The 18,697-nt window shown below is 61.8% G+C and carries 17 protein-coding genes and 1 pseudogene; 17 read left to right on the forward strand and 1 reads right to left on the reverse strand.

Annotation, left to right across the window (positions count from 1 at the left end):
• Positions 1-77 precede the first annotated feature (77 nt).
• The 15 genes from gyrA to cysM all read left to right on the forward strand — a co-directional run bounded on the left by gyrA (position 78) and on the right by cysM (position 16,348).
• The gene (gene gyrA / locus VF285_RS05355; protein ID WP_346951595.1) at positions 78-2,777 is read left to right on the forward strand and encodes a DNA gyrase subunit A; all 2,700 of its coding nucleotides are present in this window, start codon (positions 78-80) and stop codon (positions 2,775-2,777) included.
• Positions 2,774-3,904: a 3-phosphoserine/phosphohydroxythreonine transaminase gene (serC, locus tag VF285_RS05360; RefSeq protein WP_346951596.1), complete on the forward strand. Its 1,131-nt coding sequence runs from the start codon at positions 2,774-2,776 to the stop codon at positions 3,902-3,904. The genes gyrA and serC overlap by 4 nt, the downstream gene beginning before the upstream one ends.
• Positions 3,897-4,985 carry a prephenate dehydratase gene (gene pheA / locus VF285_RS05365; protein WP_346951597.1) on the forward strand — a complete coding sequence of 363 codons (1,089 nt, stop codon included), beginning with the start codon at positions 3,897-3,899 and terminating at the stop codon, positions 4,983-4,985. The genes serC and pheA overlap by 8 nt, the downstream gene beginning before the upstream one ends.
• A 27-nt stretch (positions 4,986-5,012) precedes the next feature.
• Positions 5,013-6,125 carry a histidinol-phosphate transaminase gene (hisC, locus tag VF285_RS05370; protein WP_346951598.1) on the forward strand — a complete coding sequence of 371 codons (1,113 nt, stop codon included), beginning with the start codon at positions 5,013-5,015 and terminating at the stop codon, positions 6,123-6,125.
• Positions 6,122-7,015, forward strand: a complete 894-nt coding sequence (locus VF285_RS05375; protein ID WP_346951599.1) for a prephenate dehydrogenase — start codon at positions 6,122-6,124, stop codon at positions 7,013-7,015. Before hisC ends, VF285_RS05375 begins: the two co-directional genes overlap by 4 nt.
• Entirely contained in the window at positions 7,012-8,331 is a 1,320-nt protein-coding gene (aroA, locus tag VF285_RS05380; protein ID WP_346951600.1) for a 3-phosphoshikimate 1-carboxyvinyltransferase, read from the forward strand. Before VF285_RS05375 ends, aroA begins: the two co-directional genes overlap by 4 nt.
• Before the next feature lie 21 nt (positions 8,332-8,352).
• Entirely contained in the window at positions 8,353-9,027 is a 675-nt protein-coding gene (gene cmk / locus VF285_RS05385; protein ID WP_346951601.1) for a (d)CMP kinase, read from the forward strand.
• A 108-nt stretch (positions 9,028-9,135) separates the two neighbouring features.
• Positions 9,136-10,848 carry a 30S ribosomal protein S1 gene (gene rpsA / locus VF285_RS05390; RefSeq protein WP_346951602.1) on the forward strand — a complete coding sequence of 571 codons (1,713 nt, stop codon included), beginning with the start codon at positions 9,136-9,138 and terminating at the stop codon, positions 10,846-10,848.
• 8 nt (positions 10,849-10,856) lie between these two features.
• Positions 10,857-11,204, forward strand: a complete 348-nt coding sequence (locus tag VF285_RS05395) for an integration host factor subunit beta (RefSeq protein WP_346951611.1) — start codon at positions 10,857-10,859, stop codon at positions 11,202-11,204.
• Positions 11,205-11,346: 142 nt separating this feature from the next.
• Positions 11,347-11,670 carry a lipopolysaccharide assembly protein LapA domain-containing protein gene (locus VF285_RS05400; RefSeq protein ID WP_346951603.1) on the forward strand — a complete coding sequence of 108 codons (324 nt, stop codon included), beginning with the start codon at positions 11,347-11,349 and terminating at the stop codon, positions 11,668-11,670.
• A 13-nt stretch (positions 11,671-11,683) separates the two neighbouring features.
• Positions 11,684-12,898, forward strand: a complete 1,215-nt coding sequence (gene lapB, locus VF285_RS05405) for a lipopolysaccharide assembly protein LapB (RefSeq protein WP_346951604.1) — start codon at positions 11,684-11,686, stop codon at positions 12,896-12,898.
• Positions 12,895-13,827, forward strand: coding sequence for a D-glycero-beta-D-manno-heptose-7-phosphate kinase (gene rfaE1 / locus VF285_RS05410; RefSeq protein WP_346951605.1), 933 nt, complete (start codon positions 12,895-12,897; stop codon positions 13,825-13,827). Before lapB ends, rfaE1 begins: the two co-directional genes overlap by 4 nt.
• Entirely contained in the window at positions 13,824-14,825 is a 1,002-nt protein-coding gene (gene rfaD, locus VF285_RS05415; RefSeq protein WP_346951606.1) for an ADP-glyceromanno-heptose 6-epimerase, read from the forward strand. The genes rfaE1 and rfaD overlap by 4 nt, the downstream gene beginning before the upstream one ends.
• A 127-nt stretch (positions 14,826-14,952) precedes the next feature.
• A complete protein-coding gene (locus VF285_RS05420; protein ID WP_346951607.1) occupies positions 14,953-15,360 on the forward strand; it encodes a helix-hairpin-helix domain-containing protein in 408 nt (135 codons plus the stop codon).
• Positions 15,361-15,436: 76 nt separating this feature from the next.
• Positions 15,437-16,348 carry a cysteine synthase CysM gene (cysM, locus tag VF285_RS05425; protein WP_346951612.1) on the forward strand — a complete coding sequence of 304 codons (912 nt, stop codon included), beginning with the start codon at positions 15,437-15,439 and terminating at the stop codon, positions 16,346-16,348.
• A 49-nt stretch (positions 16,349-16,397) separates the two neighbouring features.
• Here the strand turns inward: cysM and mltB are convergent, their stop codons facing one another.
• The gene (mltB, locus tag VF285_RS05430; protein WP_346951608.1) at positions 16,398-17,558 is read right to left on the reverse strand and encodes a lytic murein transglycosylase B; all 1,161 of its coding nucleotides are present in this window, start codon (positions 17,556-17,558) and stop codon (positions 16,398-16,400) included.
• Positions 17,559-17,568: 10 nt separating this feature from the next.
• Here mltB and VF285_RS05435 point away from each other — a divergent pair, with 10 nt between their 5' ends.
• The gene (locus VF285_RS05435; protein WP_346951609.1) at positions 17,569-18,492 is read left to right on the forward strand and encodes a histone deacetylase family protein; all 924 of its coding nucleotides are present in this window, start codon (positions 17,569-17,571) and stop codon (positions 18,490-18,492) included.
• Between the two features lie 65 nt (positions 18,493-18,557).
• A pseudogene (locus VF285_RS05440) lies at positions 18,558-18,697 on the forward strand (electron transfer flavoprotein subunit beta/FixA family protein); the annotation flags it as partial.

Below are 18,697 nucleotides of genomic sequence, written 5' to 3' on the forward strand. Positions count from 1 at the left end.
TCATTGGCTGGTCGTCGTCTCTGCTTATCGGGAGGGCGGCTGTCTGAATTGATGCCTTAAGGTTGCGAATACGCCATATGGATTCCTTTGCCAAAGAGACCCTGCCCATTTCTCTAGAAGACGAAATGCGGCGCAGTTACCTGGATTACGCCATGAGCGTCATCGTGGGGCGGGCTTTGCCGGATGTGCGCGACGGGTTGAAGCCGGTGCACCGGCGTGTGCTGTTTGCCATGCACGAGCTCAACAACGACTGGAATCGCGCCTATAAGAAGTCAGCGCGTATCGTGGGTGACGTCATCGGTAAGTACCACCCACACGGCGACACGGCCGTCTACGACACCATCGTGCGGATGGCCCAGGATTTCTCACTGCGCTACATGCTGGTCGACGGGCAGGGCAACTTTGGCTCGGTCGACGGCGACAACGCGGCCGCCATGCGCTACACGGAAGTCCGTTTGGCCAAGATCGCACATGAATTGCTCGCCGACATTGACCAGGAAACCGTCGATTTCGGCCCCAACTACGACGGCAGCGAACAGGAACCGCTGCTGTTGCCGTCGCGGCTGCCCAATCTGCTGGTCAACGGCAGCGCAGGTATTGCCGTGGGGATGGCCACCAACATCCCGCCTCACAATCTGTCCGAAGTCGTCGAAGGCTGCCTGTATTGCCTACGTCATCCCGAATGCACGGTCGACGACCTGATCGAGCGCATCCCGGCCCCGGATTTTCCTACGGGCGGCATCATTTACGGCATGGTGGGTGTGCGCGAAGGCTACCGCACCGGGCGCGGCCGGGTCGTCATGCGGGCCAAGGTGCACTTCGAAGACTTGCCGCACGGCAATCGCGAAGCCATCGTGGTCGATGCCATCCCCTATCAGGTCAACAAGAAATCGCTGCAGGAACGCATTGCTGAGCTGGTCAACGAAAAGAAGATCGACGGCATTTCCGATATTCGCGACGAGTCTGACAAAGACGGCATGCGTCTGGTGATCGAGCTCAAACGCGGCGAAGTCCCTGAAGTCGTCCTCAACAATCTATACAAGAATACCCAGCTGCAAGAAACCTTTGGCATGAACATGGTGGCGCTGGTCAACGGCCAGCCCCGCCTGCTCAACCTGAAGCAGATGGTCGAGTACTTCCTGCAGCACCGACGTGAAGTCGTCACGCGGCGCACCATCTTCCAGTTGCGCAAGGCGCGGGAGCGGGGGCACGTGCTGGAAGGCCTGGCCGTCGCCTTGGCCAACATCGACGATTTCATCGCCATCATCAAGGCGGCTCCGACCCCGCCCGTAGCGCGCGAAGAGCTCATGGCGCGCGCCTGGGATTCGTCCCTGGTGCGCGAAATGCTGGTTCGTGCGGATGCCAACATTGCCTCGGGTGGCCGTGACGCCTACCGCCCCGAGGGTCTTGAGGCGCACTTCGGCCTGCAGGCGGATGGCCACTATCGTTTGTCCGAAGTCCAGGCGCAAGAAATCCTGAACATGCGGCTGCAGCGCCTCACCGGGCTGGAGCAGGACAAGATCGTCGGCGAATACCGCGAAGTCATGGACACGATCGCCGATTTGCTCGACATTCTGGCGCGGCCCGAGCGCATCACCACTATCATCGCAGACGAGCTTCAGTCCGTGCGGGCCGAATTCTCCGACCCAGCCAAAGATCCCCGTCGCTCAGAAATCGAATTTAACGCTACCGAACTCGAAACCGAAGACCTCATCACGCCCATGGATATGGTGGTGACGCTTTCGCGCAGTGGCTACATCAAGAGCCAGCCGCTGTCCGAGTATCGGGCACAGAAGCGGGGTGGCCGCGGAAAACAGGCTACGGCCACCAAAGAAGACGACTGGATCGACCAGTTGTTCATCGCGAATACCCACGACTACCTGCTGTGTTTCTCGGATCGTGGACGGGTCTATTGGCTCAAGGTCTGGGAAGTCCCGCAGGGCTCGCGCAACTCTCGTGGGCGACCCATCGTGAACATGTTCCCCCTGGTCGATGGTGAAACCATCACTGTGGTGTTGTCGGTCAAGGCGTTTACTGACGATCACTATATCTTCATGGCCACGTCTCGCGGCACGGTGAAGAAAACCCCGCTTTCGGATTTCTCCAATCCTCGCAAGGCGGGCATCATCGCCGTCGGGCTGGATGATGGCGACTTCCTGATTGGCGCCGAGCTCACCGATGGCCAGCACGACGTCATGCTGTTCTCGGATGCCGGCAAGGCGGTGCGCTTCGACGAAAACGACGTGCGGCCCATGGGGCGCACGGCACGGGGCGTGCGTGGGATGTCGCTTGAAGACGGCCAGGCTGTGATTGCGCTGCTGGTGGCACAAGATGAATCGCAGAGCGTGCTGACGGCAACGGCCAATGGCTATGGCAAGCGCACCTCCATTGTGGAATACACGCGCCATGGTCGGGGTACCAAAGGCATGATTGCCATCCAGACGACGGCGCGCAACGGCAAGGTCGTTGCTGCGGTGCTGGTGCAGCCTGAAGACGAAATCATGCTGATCACCACCTCGGGCGTTCTGGTGCGGACGCGCGTATCCGAGATTCGCGAAATGGGTCGGGCGACGCAAGGGGTGACGCTCATCAACGTGGATGAGGACAGCCTGCTTTCTGGCGTGCGCCGCGTGGCTGAAAGCGACGCAGACGACGCTGAAGACGCGGCGGATTCACAGGCGGGTCCGGATGGGGCCACCCCCGAAGGCGCCGCCTCGGGTGACGACGCGGCTTCTGATAACGATACTGATCAACCAGACAACCGAGACCCTTCATGAATCGCCCCTGGAATTTCGCGGCTGGCCCGTCGACCTTGCCGCTCGAAGTCCTGCAGCAAGCTGCGGCCGAGATGTGTGACTGGCATGGCAGCGGTACCTCAGTCATGGAAATGAGCCACCGCAGCAAGCAATACGGCTCCATCCGCGATGCGGCCGAAGCCGACCTTCGCGAGTTGCTGGCGGTGCCTGATACGTTCGAAGTCTTGTTCATGCAGGGCGGTGCCACGGCGCAGAACGCCATCGTGCCCATGAATCTCATAGGTCGGGGCGGCCTGGGGCGGGCAGATTACGTGCTCAGCGGGCATTGGGCCAAGAAGTCATACGCCGAGGCCCAGCGGTATGGCGATGTGGCCGTGGCTGCGACGGCCGAAGGGTCGGCCGAGATCGACGGGCATACTTATGGCCCCTGGTGCTGGCTGCCCGACGTGTCCCAGTGGCACGTGCGGCCTGACGCGGCCTATCTCCACCTGTGTGCCAACGAGACCATTGGCGGAGTCGAGCAACCTGTGATGCCGGACATGGCCGCTTTGGGGGCACCGGATGTTCCGCTGGTGGCCGACATGTCCTCCAACATTCTGTCTCGTCCCATCGATTTTTCACGCCTTGGCCTGGTGTATGGCGGGGCCCAGAAGAACGCGGGGCCGGCCGGTGTCACACTGGCTTTCGTGCGCAAGGATATGCTCGGGCATGCCTTGCCTGGCTGCCCGTCGGTGTTCGACTACGGCAACGTGGCCAAGGCTCAGTCCATGTTCAACACACCGCCCACCTACGCCATTTATATGGCGGGCCTGGTGTTCAAGTGGCTGTTGCGCCAAGGCGGCGTGGCAGCGATGGATGCCGCCAGTGCCCGCAAATCGCAGGCGCTCTATGGTTACATCGACAGCTCCGATCTGTACCAGAATCGCATTCATCCGGCTCGCCGTTCGCGCATGAACGTACCCTTCCAGCTCCGCGAAGACGCCTTGAATGCAATCTTCTTGGCCGAGACCGAAGCGGCAGGGCTCCTGGCCCTGAAAGGGCATAAGTCCGTCGGCGGCATGCGTGCCTCGATCTACAACGCGATGCCCTACGAAGGTGTAGCCGCACTCATCGACTTCATGCGCGATTTCGAGGCTCGCCATGGCTGAGGACACGCTGCAGGCTCAGTTGGCGCCGCTGCGTGAACGCATTGACGCGCTCGATGAACAGATCCTGACGCTGCTCAACCAGCGGGCTCAGGCGGCGCTGCAGGTGGGCGACATCAAAAAGCGCCTGGATACCGAAGGTCCGGTGCTGAAGCCCGAACGCGAGGCGGCCATCATTCGCCGCCTGCAGCAGGCCAATTACGGGCCGATCCCGGAGGCTGCGATTGCCGCCATCTGGACCCAGATCATTTCCACCTGTCGGGGGCTCGAAAGCGTCCTGACGGTGGCTTTTCTGGGGCCGCGAGGGTCGTTTTCCGAGCAAGCGGCGTTCGACCATTTTGGCCATGCCATCAATGGATTGCGCTGCGAGTCTTTCGATGAAGTCTTCCGCGCCGTCGAAGCAGGGCAAGCAGACGTGGGTATGGTGCCCGTCGAAAATTCCACTGAAGGCGCAGTCAACCGCAGCCTCGATCTGCTGCTCAATTCGTCGCTCAAGGTGCTGGGCGAACGCACGATCCGTATCCACCATAATCTGCTTACGCGCACGGGTGGGCTCGAGAACGTCTCCAAGGTCTTGGGGCATCCGCAAGCGCTGGCTCAGTGCCAGGCTTGGCTGAGCCGCCATCATCCGCGTCTGGAGCGGATTCCGGTCGCCAGCAACGCGGAAGCTGCCCGGGTTGCGTCCGAGGACCCCAGCTGTGCCGCGATCGCCGGAGACGCAGCGGCCTCGGCCTGGGGGCTGAGCGCAGTGGCCAGTGGCATCCAGGATGACCCGCAGAATCAGACGCGTTTCCTGGCCGTCGGCGCGCAGGATACGGGCCCTACCGGCTATGACAAGACCAGCCTGATCCTGGCGGTGCCCAATCGAGCCGGAGCGGTCTACGAGATGTTGGCTCCGCTGTCTGCCCACGGGGTGTCGATGACGCGATTCGAGTCGCGTCCGGCCCGGACGGGTCAGTGGGAATACTATTTTTATGTCGATCTGCTGGGGCACCGCGAAGATGCGGCTGTCGGCGAAGCGCTCAGCGAGCTGCGCCAGCAGGTTGCGTTCTTCAAGGTGCTTGGTTCCTATCCCCGGCAATAAGGCAATAAGGCAATAAGAGATCCATTCATGCGACAGACTTTCGCTCCGGCACATATCCAGGCGATTGCCCCTTATCAGGCAGGCAAGCCTATCGAAGAGCTTGCACGTGAATTCGGGCTCGACCCCGCACACATCATCAAGCTGGCATCCAACGAAAACCCCTTGGGGTGCTCGGCACGCGTGCGCGATGCTCTGGTCCAGGCGGCCGCTTCACTGCAAGGACGTTACCCCGATGCCAATGGCTTTGATCTGAAGTCCGACCTTTCGGCAGCGCACGGGGTGCCTGTCAGTTGGGTCACGCTGGGCAACGGCTCGAATGATCTGCTGGAGCTCGCCTCCCTGGCATTACTGGACGAGGGCACGTCAGCGGTGTATTCCGATCACGCCTTCATGGTGTACAGGCTCAGCACGCAGGCGCGCGGCGCACGCCACATCAAGGTTCCCACAAAAAATTACGGCCATGATCTGCCGGCCATGCTGGACGCCATTGCCGAGGACACCCGGCTGGTATTTCTCGCCAATCCCAACAATCCCACAGGGACGCATGTTCAGGCTTCCGAGGTAAAAAACTTCCTCGCTCAGGTCGGTGCGCGGCATGGTACCCGGGTGACGGTGCTGCTGGACGTGGCTTACGACGAATACCTGCACCCGTCCGAGCGCGCCGACTATGCGCAGTGGGTGCGTGAATTCCCGCACCTCATCGTCACGCGGACCTTTTCCAAAGCGTATGGCTTGGCGGGCCTGAGGGTGGGCTACGCCTTGGCGCAGCCGGCCGTCACAGATCTGCTCAACCGGGTGCGCCAACCCTTCAACGTCAGTGTCCTGGCACAGTTGTCGGCGCGGGAGGCCCTGAAAGACACGGATTTTCTTGCGCAGACTTATGCGCTCAACCTCGAGGGGCGTTCGCAGCTCGAAGAAGGCTTTGCCAGGCTTGGCCTCGAGTACGTGCCCAGCCACACCAACTTTGTGCTGGTGCGTGTGGGCGACGCAGCCAAGGTGAACACGGCGCTGCTGCACCGCGGCATCATCGTGCGGCCCGTAGTGGGCGATGGCTTGCCCGAGCATCTGCGGGTCACGATCGGTTTGCCTGCCGAAAACGCACAGCTGTTGCAGGCTCTTTCAGAAATTCTGGCTGCATGACCGAGCCCCATGCCCCCCTGGTCCCCGTGCTGGCCGTGGTCGGCATAGGGCTCATTGGCGGTTCTTTCGCGGCCGGGCTGCGTCGAGTGGGGCAGGTGGGAACCGTGTTGGGGGTAGGCCGGAATCCCGCTTCGCTGCAGCGGGCGCGCGAGCTCGGCCTGATCGACGAGGTCGTGACCCATGAGCAGGCAGCAGCGCGGGCCGACGTGATCCTGCTGGCGACCCCCGTCGGAGCCATGCCGGGCGCCCTGAAGGCCTTGGCACCTGTGCTGCGACCTGGAACCTTGATTACCGACGCCGGGAGCACCAAGGTGGATGTCGCGCGCTTGGCGCAGACGCTTCTGGGCGACAAATATCTCCAGTTCATTCCGGGCCACCCCATTGCAGGGTCTGAAATGACCGGGCCGGAGGCCGCAGATCCCATGCTCTACCACGGCCGAAAGGTCGTGCTCACACCTTTCGAAGGGACACCGGGTCAAGATCTGCATCGTCTGATTCGTGTCTGGGAAGCCTGTGGCGGGCGGGTGCAACTCATGGACCCCGCCGCGCACGACCGGGCTTTGGCCTCGGTCAGCCATGTGCCGCATTTTCTGGCGGCAGCCTATATGGCGCAGGTGGCGCGGTCGTCCGATGCGGACGCGCGCCTCAACCTGGCCGGGACAGGGTTTCGTGACTTTACCCGGATCGCAGCGGGCTCAGCTGAGGTCTGGCGCGATATTTTTCTCTCCAATCGTGAGGCAGTGTTGCACGAACTCGATGATTTCATGAGCGCGTTGCAGGGGTTGCGGGCCACGCTCGAAGGGGATACTGACCCTGCTGGCCTGGAAAGCCAGCTTGAGCAGGCGGCGTTGGCCCGTCGATTCTGGGGCGGCCGGAGCGGCCGCACATGACCAGTCCCACATTGAAGCTGGCTCCAGCGACCCACGCAGCCGGCACCGTGGTTTTGCCAGGTTCCAAGAGCATTTCCAATCGGGCGCTTCTGCTGGCCGCCTTGTCCGCAGGCACTACGCATCTCTCAGGCTTGCTGAATTCCGACGACACGCGAGTCATGATTGCGGCGTTGCAGAAGCTGGGCGTTGCCCTGGGCACACGTGCCGACAAGCAGTTGCAGGTGACCGGCTCGGCACGCTGGCCGCACACTGAGGCTGACCTTTTCCTCGGGAATGCAGGGACGGCCTTCCGGCCTTTGACGGCCGTGCTGGCGTGCATGGGGGGGGCTTATCGGCTGTCGGGGGTTCCCCGGATGCATGAGCGGCCCATTGGCGACCTGGTTGACGCGCTACGCTCCATGGGCTGTGTGCTGGCCTACGAAGGCAATGAAGGGTATCCGCCGCTGCGCATCGCTCAAGGTCAGCTGGATCTCTCCCATCCGGTGCGGGTGCGGGGGTCCGTCTCGAGCCAGTTCCTGACGGCCCTGCTCATGGCCGCGCCACTGGCCGCCCGCAGCCAGAGGCGCGATGTACGCATCGAGCTCGATGGCCCGCTGATTTCTCGGCCGTACATTCAGATTACGCTCAACCTCATGCGGCGCTTCGCTGTGGTCGTGCGGCAAGAAGGCTGGGAGCGATTTATTGTCTCGGCCGATTCTTGCTATCACAGCCCAGGTTCCTATCGCGTTGAAGGCGATGCGTCTTCGGCCTCGTATTTTTTGGGCCTGGGTGCCCTGGCGGGTGGGCCGGTGCGGATCGAAGGGGTAGGTGGCGACAGCATCCAGGGCGACATTGCCTTCGCCGAGGTGGTCGAGGCCATGGGGGCGGACGTGCAGCGCGAAGCACACGCGCTGGTGGTACGAGGGCGCCCGGTCTCCGAGGGAGCCCGTCTGAAGGCATTCGATCTCGACTTCAATCTGATTCCAGACGCTGCGATGACCGCTGCCGTGCTGGCCCTGTATGCGGACGGCCCCTGTCGCTTGCGCAACATCGCGAGCTGGCGTGTCAAGGAAACAGATCGCCTGGCGGCCATGCAGGCAGAACTCGCGCGCCTGGGCGCGCAGGTCGAGGCCACGGACGACAGCCTCACGGTTCATCCTCTGGCGGCAGGCCAATGGCGCGAGGCGGAGATTCACACCTATGATGATCACCGAATGGCCATGTGTTTCTCGCTGGCGGCGTTTGGCGGTGTGAGCCTCTCGATTCAGGACCCGGGTTGCGTGGCCAAGACGTATCCGGAGTATTTCGACGATTTTCAGCGCCTGTTGCGGTGCTGACGTGTACTGAAGGGTTTCGGCATGGGCGGTGAAATTTTGGCACCCGTCATCACGATCGACGGGCCTACGGCTTCCGGCAAGGGAACGATCGCCCAGCGGGTGGCGCAGGCGTTGGGTTGGCACGCTCTCGACAGTGGCGCCCTGTATCGGCTCACGGCCTTGTGCGTGCTGCGCGTGGGCGGAGATGGTGCCGATGAAGCCCAGGCAGCCGGCCTCGCGCGGGCGCTGGATGTGCGATTTGAGTCCGGAGTCATCCGCATGGGTTCCGAAGACGTCACCGAGATCATCCGCGAAGAGACGGTGGGAAATCTCGCCTCACGCGTGGCCGCCTGGCCTGCCGTACGAGTAGCACTGCTGGCGCGCCAGCGCGACTTTCGCCGTGCCCCTGGGTTGGTGGCCGACGGGCGCGATATGGGTACGGTGGTCTTTCCCGATGCACCCCTGAAAATCTTTCTCGATGCCGAAGTCGAGGTGCGCGCCCACAGGCGCCATAAGCAGTTGATGGGGAAAGGTTTTTCTGCTAAGCTGACCGACCTTTTAACTGATCTTCGCGCGCGCGATGCGCGAGATCGCGAACGGGTGCATGCGCCGCTTGTAGCGGCGCATGATGCCGTAACGGTGGATTCTTCTCATATAGGAGTCGATGAAACCGTTGCCAAGGTGCTGGACCTTTGGTCTGCACGCGGGCTCGCCTGAAGGAGCCGGCAGCTATGCTGGCGCCTTTCGTGCGAGATTTTTTCACTCCGCCGGGGCTGTTCTCGGCGTGTCATGATCGCCTTTCGGGGCGCTATGGATTAACTGTTCATGTCCACCCTTTCCACTGAAGCCGCACTGGGCGGCGAAAGCTTTGCCGACTTGTTTTCCGCAAGCATCAAAGATCAGAACATGCGTTCGGGCGAGGTCATCTCGGCTGAAGTCGTGCGTGTCGATCACAATTTCGTCGTCGTCAACGCTGGGCTGAAGTCCGAAGCCTATATCCCTCTCGAAGAATTTCTGAACGACCAAGGTGACCTCGAAGTGCAATCCGGAGACTTCGTCTCGGTTGCCATCGACTCTCTGGAAAACGGCTACGGCGACACCATTCTGTCGCGCGATCGCGCCAAACGCCTCTCGGCCTGGCTGCAGCTCGAACAAGCCCTGGAATCCGGCGAGCTCGTCATGGGTACCATCACCGGCAAGGTGAAGGGTGGCCTGACGGTGATGACCAATGGCATCCGCGCGTTCCTGCCGGGCTCTCTGGTCGATCTGCGTCCCGTCAAGGACACGACGCCCTACGAGGGCAAGACCATGGAATTCAAGGTCATCAAGCTCGATCGCAAGCGCAACAACGTGGTGTTGTCGCGTCGCGCCGTGCTCGAGGCCAGCATGGGCGAAGAGCGCGAAAAGCTGCTCGAGACCCTGCACGAAGGTGCCATCGTCAAGGGCGTGGTCAAGAACATCACCGATTACGGCGCGTTCATCGACCTGGGTGGCATCGACGGTCTGCTGCACATTACCGACATGGCCTGGCGTCGTGTTCGTCACCCGTCCGAAGTGCTGCAAGTGGGCCAGGACATCGAAGCCAAGGTCCTCAAGTTCGACCAGGAAAAGTGCCGTGTTTCGCTGGGCGTCAAGCAACTGGGTGAAGACCCCTGGATCGGCCTGGGCCGTCGCTACCCGCAAGGGACGCGTCTGTTCGGCAAGGTCACCAACCTCACCGATTACGGTGCATTCGTCGAAGTCGAAGCCGGCATCGAAGGCCTGGTGCACGTCTCCGAAATGGACTGGACCAACAAGAACGTCGATCCACGCAAGGTCGTCACCTTGGGCGAAGAAGTCGAAGTCATGGTCCTCGAGATCGACGAAGATCGTCGTCGCATTTCGCTGGGCATGAAGCAATGCCGTCCCAATCCCTGGGAAGACTTTGCAGCCAACTTCAAGCGTGGCGATAAAGTCCATGGCGCGATCAAGTCCATCACCGACTTTGGCGTGTTTGTGGGTCTGCCCGGCGGTATCGATGGCCTGGTGCACCTGTCCGACATTTCCTGGTCCGAGACCGGCGAAGAAGCCGTGCGCAACTTCAAGAAGGGCGACGAGATCGATGCCGTGGTTCTGGGCATTGATACCGACAAAGAACGCATCTCGCTGGGCGTCAAGCAGCTCGACGGTGATCCGTTCAACAACTTCGTGGCCACCTATGACAAGGGCGCCGTCCTCTCGGGTACGGTAAAGTCCGTCGAACCCAAGGGTGCCGTGATCACGTTGTCGGTCGACGTCGATGGCTATCTGCGCGCCTCCGAGATCTCGGCCGGGCGAGTCGAAGACGCCAGCACGGTCCTGCATGTGGGCGACACCGTCGAAGCCATGATCGTGAACATCGATCGCAAGGCGCGCTCGATCCAGCTCTCCGTCAAGGCTCGCGACAATGCCGAGACGGCTGAGACCATCCAGCGCATGACCGAAGCCAGCGCTTCCTCTGGGACGACCAATCTGGGCGCCCTGTTGAAAGCCAAGCTTGATCAGCAGCGCGACGAGTGATGTCAGGGCTGACCAAGTCCGAACTGATTGCCGCGTTGGCGGGCCGCTATCCGCAGTTGGCGGCCCGTGACATGGACTTTGCCGTCAAGACCATGCTCGATGCGATGTCCGAGGCCCTGGCCCAGGGGCAGCGCATCGAGATCCGGGGTTTTGGCAGCTTCTCCTTGTCGCAGCGGCAGCCGCGCGTGGGGCGTAACCCCAAGTCGGGTGAAAAAGTGCACGTCCCAGCCAAGCTGGTGCCGCACTTCAAGCCTGGCAAAGAGCTTCGCGAGCGCGTGGATCAGGGGCCTGGTGGAAACGATACGGACGAACCGGCGACTGCCGAGGATCTGTATCAGGTGCGATTCCGCGCCTGAACGGGCGGACACACTGGCCGTAGCAATGGGTCCCTTCCGGGGCCCATTGTGTTTCTGGTGTCTTGCCGGCACGGTCGGGTGGCAGCAGAAGTGCTGTTTTTTCACCGTACAATGACGGGATTCCCAACTGGAGCTGGAAACGATGCGCTACCTGGTCTGGATATTGCGGCTGGTGATTTTTGTCATCGTGCTGCTTTTTGCCTTGAAGAACACGGCTCCGGTCGACGTAGGATTCTTTGCCGGTCATGGCGTGCAGCAGGTTCCGCTCATCGTGGTGATGCTGGTGGCCTTTCTGCTGGGGCTCATCTTTGGCCTGCTGGTGGCCGCTCTCGCGATGCTCAAGCGTCGTCGTGAAATCAATCGCTTGCGGCGCGAACTTGCTCGTGCACAGGCGGCGGCAGCCCAGTCTCTGCCAGCGGCGCAACCCATGATTCCTGAAGTCGCCGCGCCGCTGGCGCCACTGTAACTCGCAGGCTCCCGTGAATTTCGAACCCTGGTGGTTGATCATCGTCCCTGTGCTGTTTGGCCTGGGGTGGCTGGCGGCGCGTTTCGATTTCAGGCAGATGCTCTCCGAGAGCCGCAACCTGCCTGACTCCTATTTCAAGGGGCTGAACTTCCTTCTCAATGAAGAGCCCGATCGGGCCATTGACGCTTTTGTCGAGGTGGCCAAGCTCGACCCTGAAACTACAGAACTGCATTTCGCGCTCGGGAGCCTCTTTCGGCGGCGGGGCGAGGTCGAGCGCGCCATTCGGGTTCATCAGAGCCTGCTGCTGCGCGAAGATCTGCCCTTGCCTGATCGCGAAAACGCACAGCTCGAACTGGCGCAGGATTTTCTCAAGGCAGGGTTGCTGGATCGTGCTGAGCATGGCTTTCAGGCGGTGCTGCATACGCGTCATGCGCTGGATGCCTTGCGCGCCTTGATCCGGATCTACGAATCCGAGCACGACTGGCCGCGCGCCATCGAGGCGGTACAGCAGTTGCGGGGGCGCGTCGACGAGCCCGTGCCCCAGCTGGCGCACTACCACTGTGAAAGAGCACAGGCCAGCCTGGCGGCCAAGCCACCTGCGCTGGATGACGCCGCCCAGGCGCTGGAAGCGGCCGAGAACGCCATCCGGCAAACTGGGGGCTCGCCTGCGTCGGAGACCCGGGTGCGGATGGTGCGGGCACAATGGTGTGCCTTGCGTGGGGATCTCGAGGGACAGTGCGCGCATTTGCGCGATGTCCTCACGGGCGCTCCCGAATACGCGGGGCTGGTGGCGGGTGACTTGCTGCAGTGCCAGCGGGCACTGGGGCGCGAAGACGAAGGGATCGCGCTGCTGCAGGATCACTATGCCCGTACGCCCACGCTGGATCTGTTCGATGCAGTCTTTCGCGCTTTGCGCTCCACCCGAGGTTCCGCGCCTGCGTGGTCCTTTGCGCGTGAAGCCTTGCGGGCCCATCCGTCGCTGCTAGGTCTGGATCGCCTGCTTGAAATCGAGCTGGCACATTCGGCGCAAGGAACCCCTACGTCGGACGCGCTGGTGCCCGGTGCTGACCTGGGATTGCTGCGCAGCATGGTCCACAAGCATTCACAGCGTCTGGACCGCTACGCGTGTAGCCAGTGTGGCTTCGAGGCGCGTCGATATTACTGGCAGTGTCCAGGCTGCAATGCCTGGGAAACATACAGTCCGAGGCGGCTGGAGGAAATCCGATGAAGCCTTACCCCGCGCAGGCCGCGCACGCTGCCAAGATTCTGGTGGTAGGGGACATCATGCTGGACCGCTATTGGTTCGGTGAGGTCGACCGCATTTCGCCCGAGGCACCGGTACCCGTGGTGCGGGTGGCTCGACGCGAAGATCGTCTGGGGGGAGCGGCCAACGTTGCTCGCAATATCGTCGCGCTGGGTGCTCAGGCAGGGCTTCTGGGAATCGTGGGGGCTGACGAGGCGGGGGCCAAGGTGCGTCGGCTGGTCAGCGAATCCGGGATTCGCGATTGCCTGGTCGAAGACGCGAGCGGCATGGACACCACCCTGAAGATGCGTGTACTGGGTCGTCAACAGCAATTGTTGCGTGTCGACTTTGAGCGCGGCCCCGGGCCTCAAGCATTGGCCGCGCTGGCTGCAGAGCTGGAAACGCTGTTGTCGGCCTACGATCTGCTCGTCCTGTCGGATTACGCCAAGGGGGCCTTGGGCGAGGTCGAGTCTCTCATCCAGATGGCGCAAAGGCACAAGATTCCCATCCTCGTGGATCCCAAGGGACATCAATACCGGCGTTATCGGGGCGCAACCTTGGTCACGCCCAATCGCAGCGAAATGCAAGACGCCGTGGGGCGCTGGGAAGACGAAGCCGATCTGACTCGCAGGGCTCAGGCGCTGCGCGAAGAACTGGACCTGGAGGCGCTTCTCATCACCCGATCCGAGCAGGGCATGACTCTATATACTGCAGCGGGACGCCAGCATGCGGACGCCCAGGCCCAAGAGGTTTTCGATGTTTCGGGGGCGGGCGATACCGTCCTGGCGGCACTGGCTGTCACTCGGGCGACGGGGATGGATTGGGATGAGGCCATGCTCTGGGCTAATCGGGCCGGCGGCATCGTCGTGGGAAAACTGGGTACCTCCATCGTTACCGCAGAGGAATTGTCATGATCGTAGTCACAGGAGCCGCTGGCTTCATTGGCAGTAACCTGGTCCGTGGGCTCAATGCCCGGGGTGTCGAGGACATACTGGTGGTGGATGACCTGACAGATGGCGATAAATTCCGCAATCTGGTCGATCTGAAAATTGCAGATTATCTGCATAAAGACGAATTCAGACGCCGCGTGTTGTCAGGTGAGCTGCCGCGTCCCGATGCCGTCCTGCACCAGGGGGCTTGCTCCGACACCACCGAGCGCAATGGCCAGTTCATGATGGACAACAATTTTCGTGTCACGCTTGAGCTCTTCGAATACTGCCAGACACGCGAGGTGCCCCTGCTGTATGCCTCGTCTGCCGCGGTGTACGGGGCCGGGCCCTATTACGTTGAGGACCCCGCGTACGAAGCACCCCTGAACGTATACGGCTACTCCAAACTGTTATTCGATCAGGTGTTGCGCAGGCGCATGGAAAATCTGAAAGCCCCCGTGGTGGGGCTGCGCTACTTCAACGTGTACGGACCACGCGAGCAGCATAAGGCGCGCATGGCCTCGGTCGCCTTTCACAATATGAATCAATACGTGCGCGAACAGCACGTCCGCCTGTTTGGTGGCTGGGATGGCTACGCCGACGGAGGCCAGCAGCGCGATTTCGTGTTCGTCGACGACGTGGTCAAGGTCAATCTGTTCTTCCTGGATCATCCAGAAATATCCGGCATCTTCAATTGTGGCACCGGCCGCGCACAGCCCTTCAACGACGTCGCACAGACGGTGGTCAATACCCTGCGTCTGAACGACGGGCTGCCGGCCTTGCCGCTCGATGGCCTGGTGGCAGGCGGGCACCTGCGTTACGTGCCGTTCCCGGACGATCTCAAGGGACGATATCAGAGCCATACTCAGGCGGATCTCACCCGGTTGCGGGCTGCCGGTTATGCGGCGCCTTTTTGTGACGTACAGACGGGGGTGGCCGCCTACGTGCGCACGCTTCTCGATTCACGTCTGCTTGGAGCCTGACTGGGCAGGCGTCCCGGATCTGTCCGTCGGGACTGTCCCGCTGGGGTAAATCCGACGCGAACCGGGCGTTTCGCGCCGACGTCTGTCCCATCATGAAACCTCCTTCCCTTTTGACAGGAGTGCGCTCATGAACCCATTTCTTCATCAAACAGTGGCGTTGCCCCGGCGCTCAGGCTGGCCCCATGTGTTGCGCGTTGCGGGCTTGGCAGCACTGGCCTGGGCGGGGACCGCCGGGGCTGTGGATCTGAATACGGCTACCCTGGAGCAGCTTCGCAGCGTGCGCGGTATCGGCCCGAAAACTGCGCAGATCATCCTCCAGGAGCGTGATCGTGGGGGGCGGTACATCTCGTTTTCCGATCTTTCCGATCGGGTCCGTGGCATAGGCCCCAAGCGTGCTCAGGGTCTGCAGGCGGCGGGGCTCACGGTGGATGGCGGTGGGCTGAGGGTTTCGGGGCAAGGCGAGTCAGCGCGCCAGGGGCCGCCAGGCGCACGTCCGAGCCCGGCTCCAGTCGCACCCAGACCTGCGAGGCGCTAGCCGGACACCTTATTCCGAGCGGGGTCCGAAGCGGCCCTGCTTATGCCCTTTTGAGCGGATTTCCGGGTGTATGATTTTGCACATGAAAACGTACCCCACCATCGAAGACATCATTGGCTCCACTCCCCTGGTGCGTCTGCAGCGGCTGCCCGGGGACGCCGGGGCTCCGCGCGGCAACGTCATCCTGGCCAAGCTCGAAGGCAACAATCCCGCCGGGTCCGTCAAGGATCGCACGGCGGCGAGCATGATTCGTCAGGCTGAATTAAGAGGCGACATCAAGCCCGGCGATACGCTGATCGAAGCGACCAGCGGTAATACGGGCATTGCGTTGGCGATGTTCGCGGCAGTGCGCGGCTATCACATGACGCTCATCATGCCGGACAATTCTTCGCAAGAACGTTGTGCAGCCATGAAGGCCTATGGTGCCAAGCTCATCCTGACGCCGGCCTCGCAGGGCGGCATGGAATACGCTCGCGACCTGGCGCTGCGCATGCAGCAAGAAGGCAAGGGCATCGTGCTCGACCAGTTCTCGAACCCCGACAATCCTCGCGCTCACCGCGAAGGCACCGGGCCCGAGATCTGGACGCAAACTGACGGTCAGGTGACGCACTTCGTGAGCGCCATGGGAACCACTGGCACCATCATGGGGGTCGGGTCTTATTTGCGTGAACGCAATCCGGCCGTGCGTATCGTTGGCGCTCAACCGGCCGAAGGTTCGCACATCCCGGGCATCCGCAAGTGGCCCGAGGCCTATCAGCCCAGTATCTACAAGCCTGCCAACGTTGATTCCTTTGAGCCCATCACCCAGGAGCAGGCGGAATCCATGGCGCGTCGCCTGGCTGCCGAAGAAGGCATCTCGGGCGGCTTGTCTTCGGCTGGCGCAGCAGTGGCTGCGTTGCGGGTGGCATCCACCGTGCGCGACGCCACCATCGTGTTCATCGTCTGCGATCGCAACGACCGTTATCTGTCCACAGGCGTTTTCGGTTGATATGGCGTGGCCCCGGATCGGGGCCAAGTGCCGCAGCATCCGCCAGTGCTCAGACCTGATTCGGGTCGCCGTATCCTACGCGCAGCGCGATTTCGTGAGCCAGATCGGCCACCGATGCCGCGTAGAAGTAGCTGCGGTTATAGTGGGTGATCGCAAAAAAATTGGGTGTGGCACAACGGTAATCGTTCGTGTTTTGGATTTCGTCCTGCAAATCGATGACGCCCAACGGCTGGCTTTCCCAGGCCGAGCCCGAACCGGGCAGGGCCTGTGCCCCCGCAGCCTGCAATTTGGGCCAATTGCTCAGAGGCTGAAGCCCGTCCTGGGCCAGATTGCCGGCATCTGCGGGTAGGCGAATTGGGGCGAATACAGGCACTTGCCTGACCCAGCCATGGGCCTGCAGAAAGGCGGCTACCGAAGCAATGGCATCGGCCGGGCTGTTTTCGAGATCAATGTGTCCTGCGGGATTGCCGTTGCCGTCGACCGCGTAGCGCATGATGCTGCCCGGCATGAACTGCGGCAGCCCCACTGCACCGGCAAATGAACCTTCCAGGGTATAGGCGTTGACCTTGCCCTCGTGGTTGAGCACGATCAGGTCGCGGAGCTGATTCCGGAACATCTGCTGGCGTTCAGGACGCTTGGGATCGGGGAACCGAAAGCCCAGCGTGGTGAGGGTGTCCAGCACGCGGTGATCCCCCATGTAGCTGCCATAGACTGTCTCGATGCCGAGAATGGCGACAATGATGGATTGTGGTACTCCCGTGCGGGCGCTGGCAGCGTCCAGCGAAGCCTTGTTTGCTTGCCAGAATGTGACGCCTCGACGGATACGGATTGGGTCGACGTGACGCTTGCGGTAGCTTGTCCAGGCGCGGCGCAGCCGGCCCGAAGGGGTGCGAGGGGTCATCAGACGCACGGCCTGTGCGTTGTACCGGGCTGTGCGCAGCAGCGCAGTCACCTCGGTAAGCGGGATGTTCTGGGATTGTGCGGTCTCGCGTGCGAATTGCTGCAGTTCAGGCTGAAGCTGCCCGTCCGCCAAAACGAAATTGCCGATCGTGGTGCCTTGTGGTCCGTTTGCATAGGAGGGCCCGGACGCTGAAGACGCGGTTCCTGCCGGCAGGGCGGTGGGGGAGTGTCCGGTGCCGCTGGTGGCGGCGCATCCAGACAGAAAAAGCGACGTAACGGCAACTTGCAAAATGCGGGTGGGTCTGAACATAATCGCCCTTATGGAGACGCTCTATATTACCCATCCGCTTTGCCGTCTGCACGAGATGGGCGCCTGGCACCCCGAATCGCCACAGCGCCTGGACGCAATTGCCGATCAGCTGGCTGCCAGCGGACTCATGGATTTTTTGCGTCTCTGTGAGGCGCGTCCAGCAACGCAGCAGGATCTCCTGCGTGTGCATACGTCCGACTATCTGGCCTTTTTGCGTAAGCATGTGCCGGCGCAGGGATATTTTCCCATCGATGCCGATACCCTCATGAATCCTGCGACCCTGGAGGCTGCCCAGGTGGCAGCAGGGGCCGGGCTCACCGCCCTGGATTGCGTGTTGTCGGGGCAATCCCTGACGGCATTTTGCGCGATCCGCCCGCCAGGGCATCATGCGCGGCCGGGGCAGGCGATGGGGTTCTGCTTTTTCAACAACATTGCGGTGGCGGCACGGTATGCGCTGGACCACTATGGCCTCGAGCGGGTCGCGATCGTGGATTTCGACGTGCATCACGGCAATGGTACCGAAGAGGCCTTTGCGCACGAAGAGCGGGTTCTGATGTGCAGTTTCTATCAACATCCTTTTTTCCCGGGCATACGCGAAGAACACCCTGGCCCCAACATGATCAACGTTCCGGTCGACGCGTATGCGGATGGTGCAGTGATCCACGAAGTCGTGCAAAAGCACTGGATGCCCGCCTTGCGTCGTTTTCGTCCCGAAATCATCCTGGTGTCGGCGGGTTTTGACGCCCATCGTGAAGATGACATGGGGTCTTTGCGCCTGGTCGAAGCCGACTACGCCTGGATCACGAATCAGCTCGTCGAGGTGGCTGCCGAGTCTGCCCAAGGGCGCATCGTCAGCTTCCTCGAGGGCGGGTACGACTTGTCGGCGCTGGGGCGCAGCGCCGTGGCGCATGTCCGCGCACTGGGTGGATATTAGTACGGTGCTGAGCACCGCTTGCAGTCAGGCATCGATCGTTTTCTTTCTATTCTGGAGCTAGCTCAATGAAGGTATTGGTACCGGTCAAGCGGGTAGTAGATTTCAACGTGAAGGTGCGGGTGAAATCCGATCACACGGGGGTGGACACGGCCAACGTGAAGATGTCCATGAACCCGTTTGACGAGATTGCGGTCGAGGAATCGAT

The sequence above is a fragment of the Castellaniella sp. genome (assembly GCF_036379515.1).
Classification (GTDB): Bacteria; Pseudomonadota; Gammaproteobacteria; order Burkholderiales; family Burkholderiaceae_B; genus Castellaniella.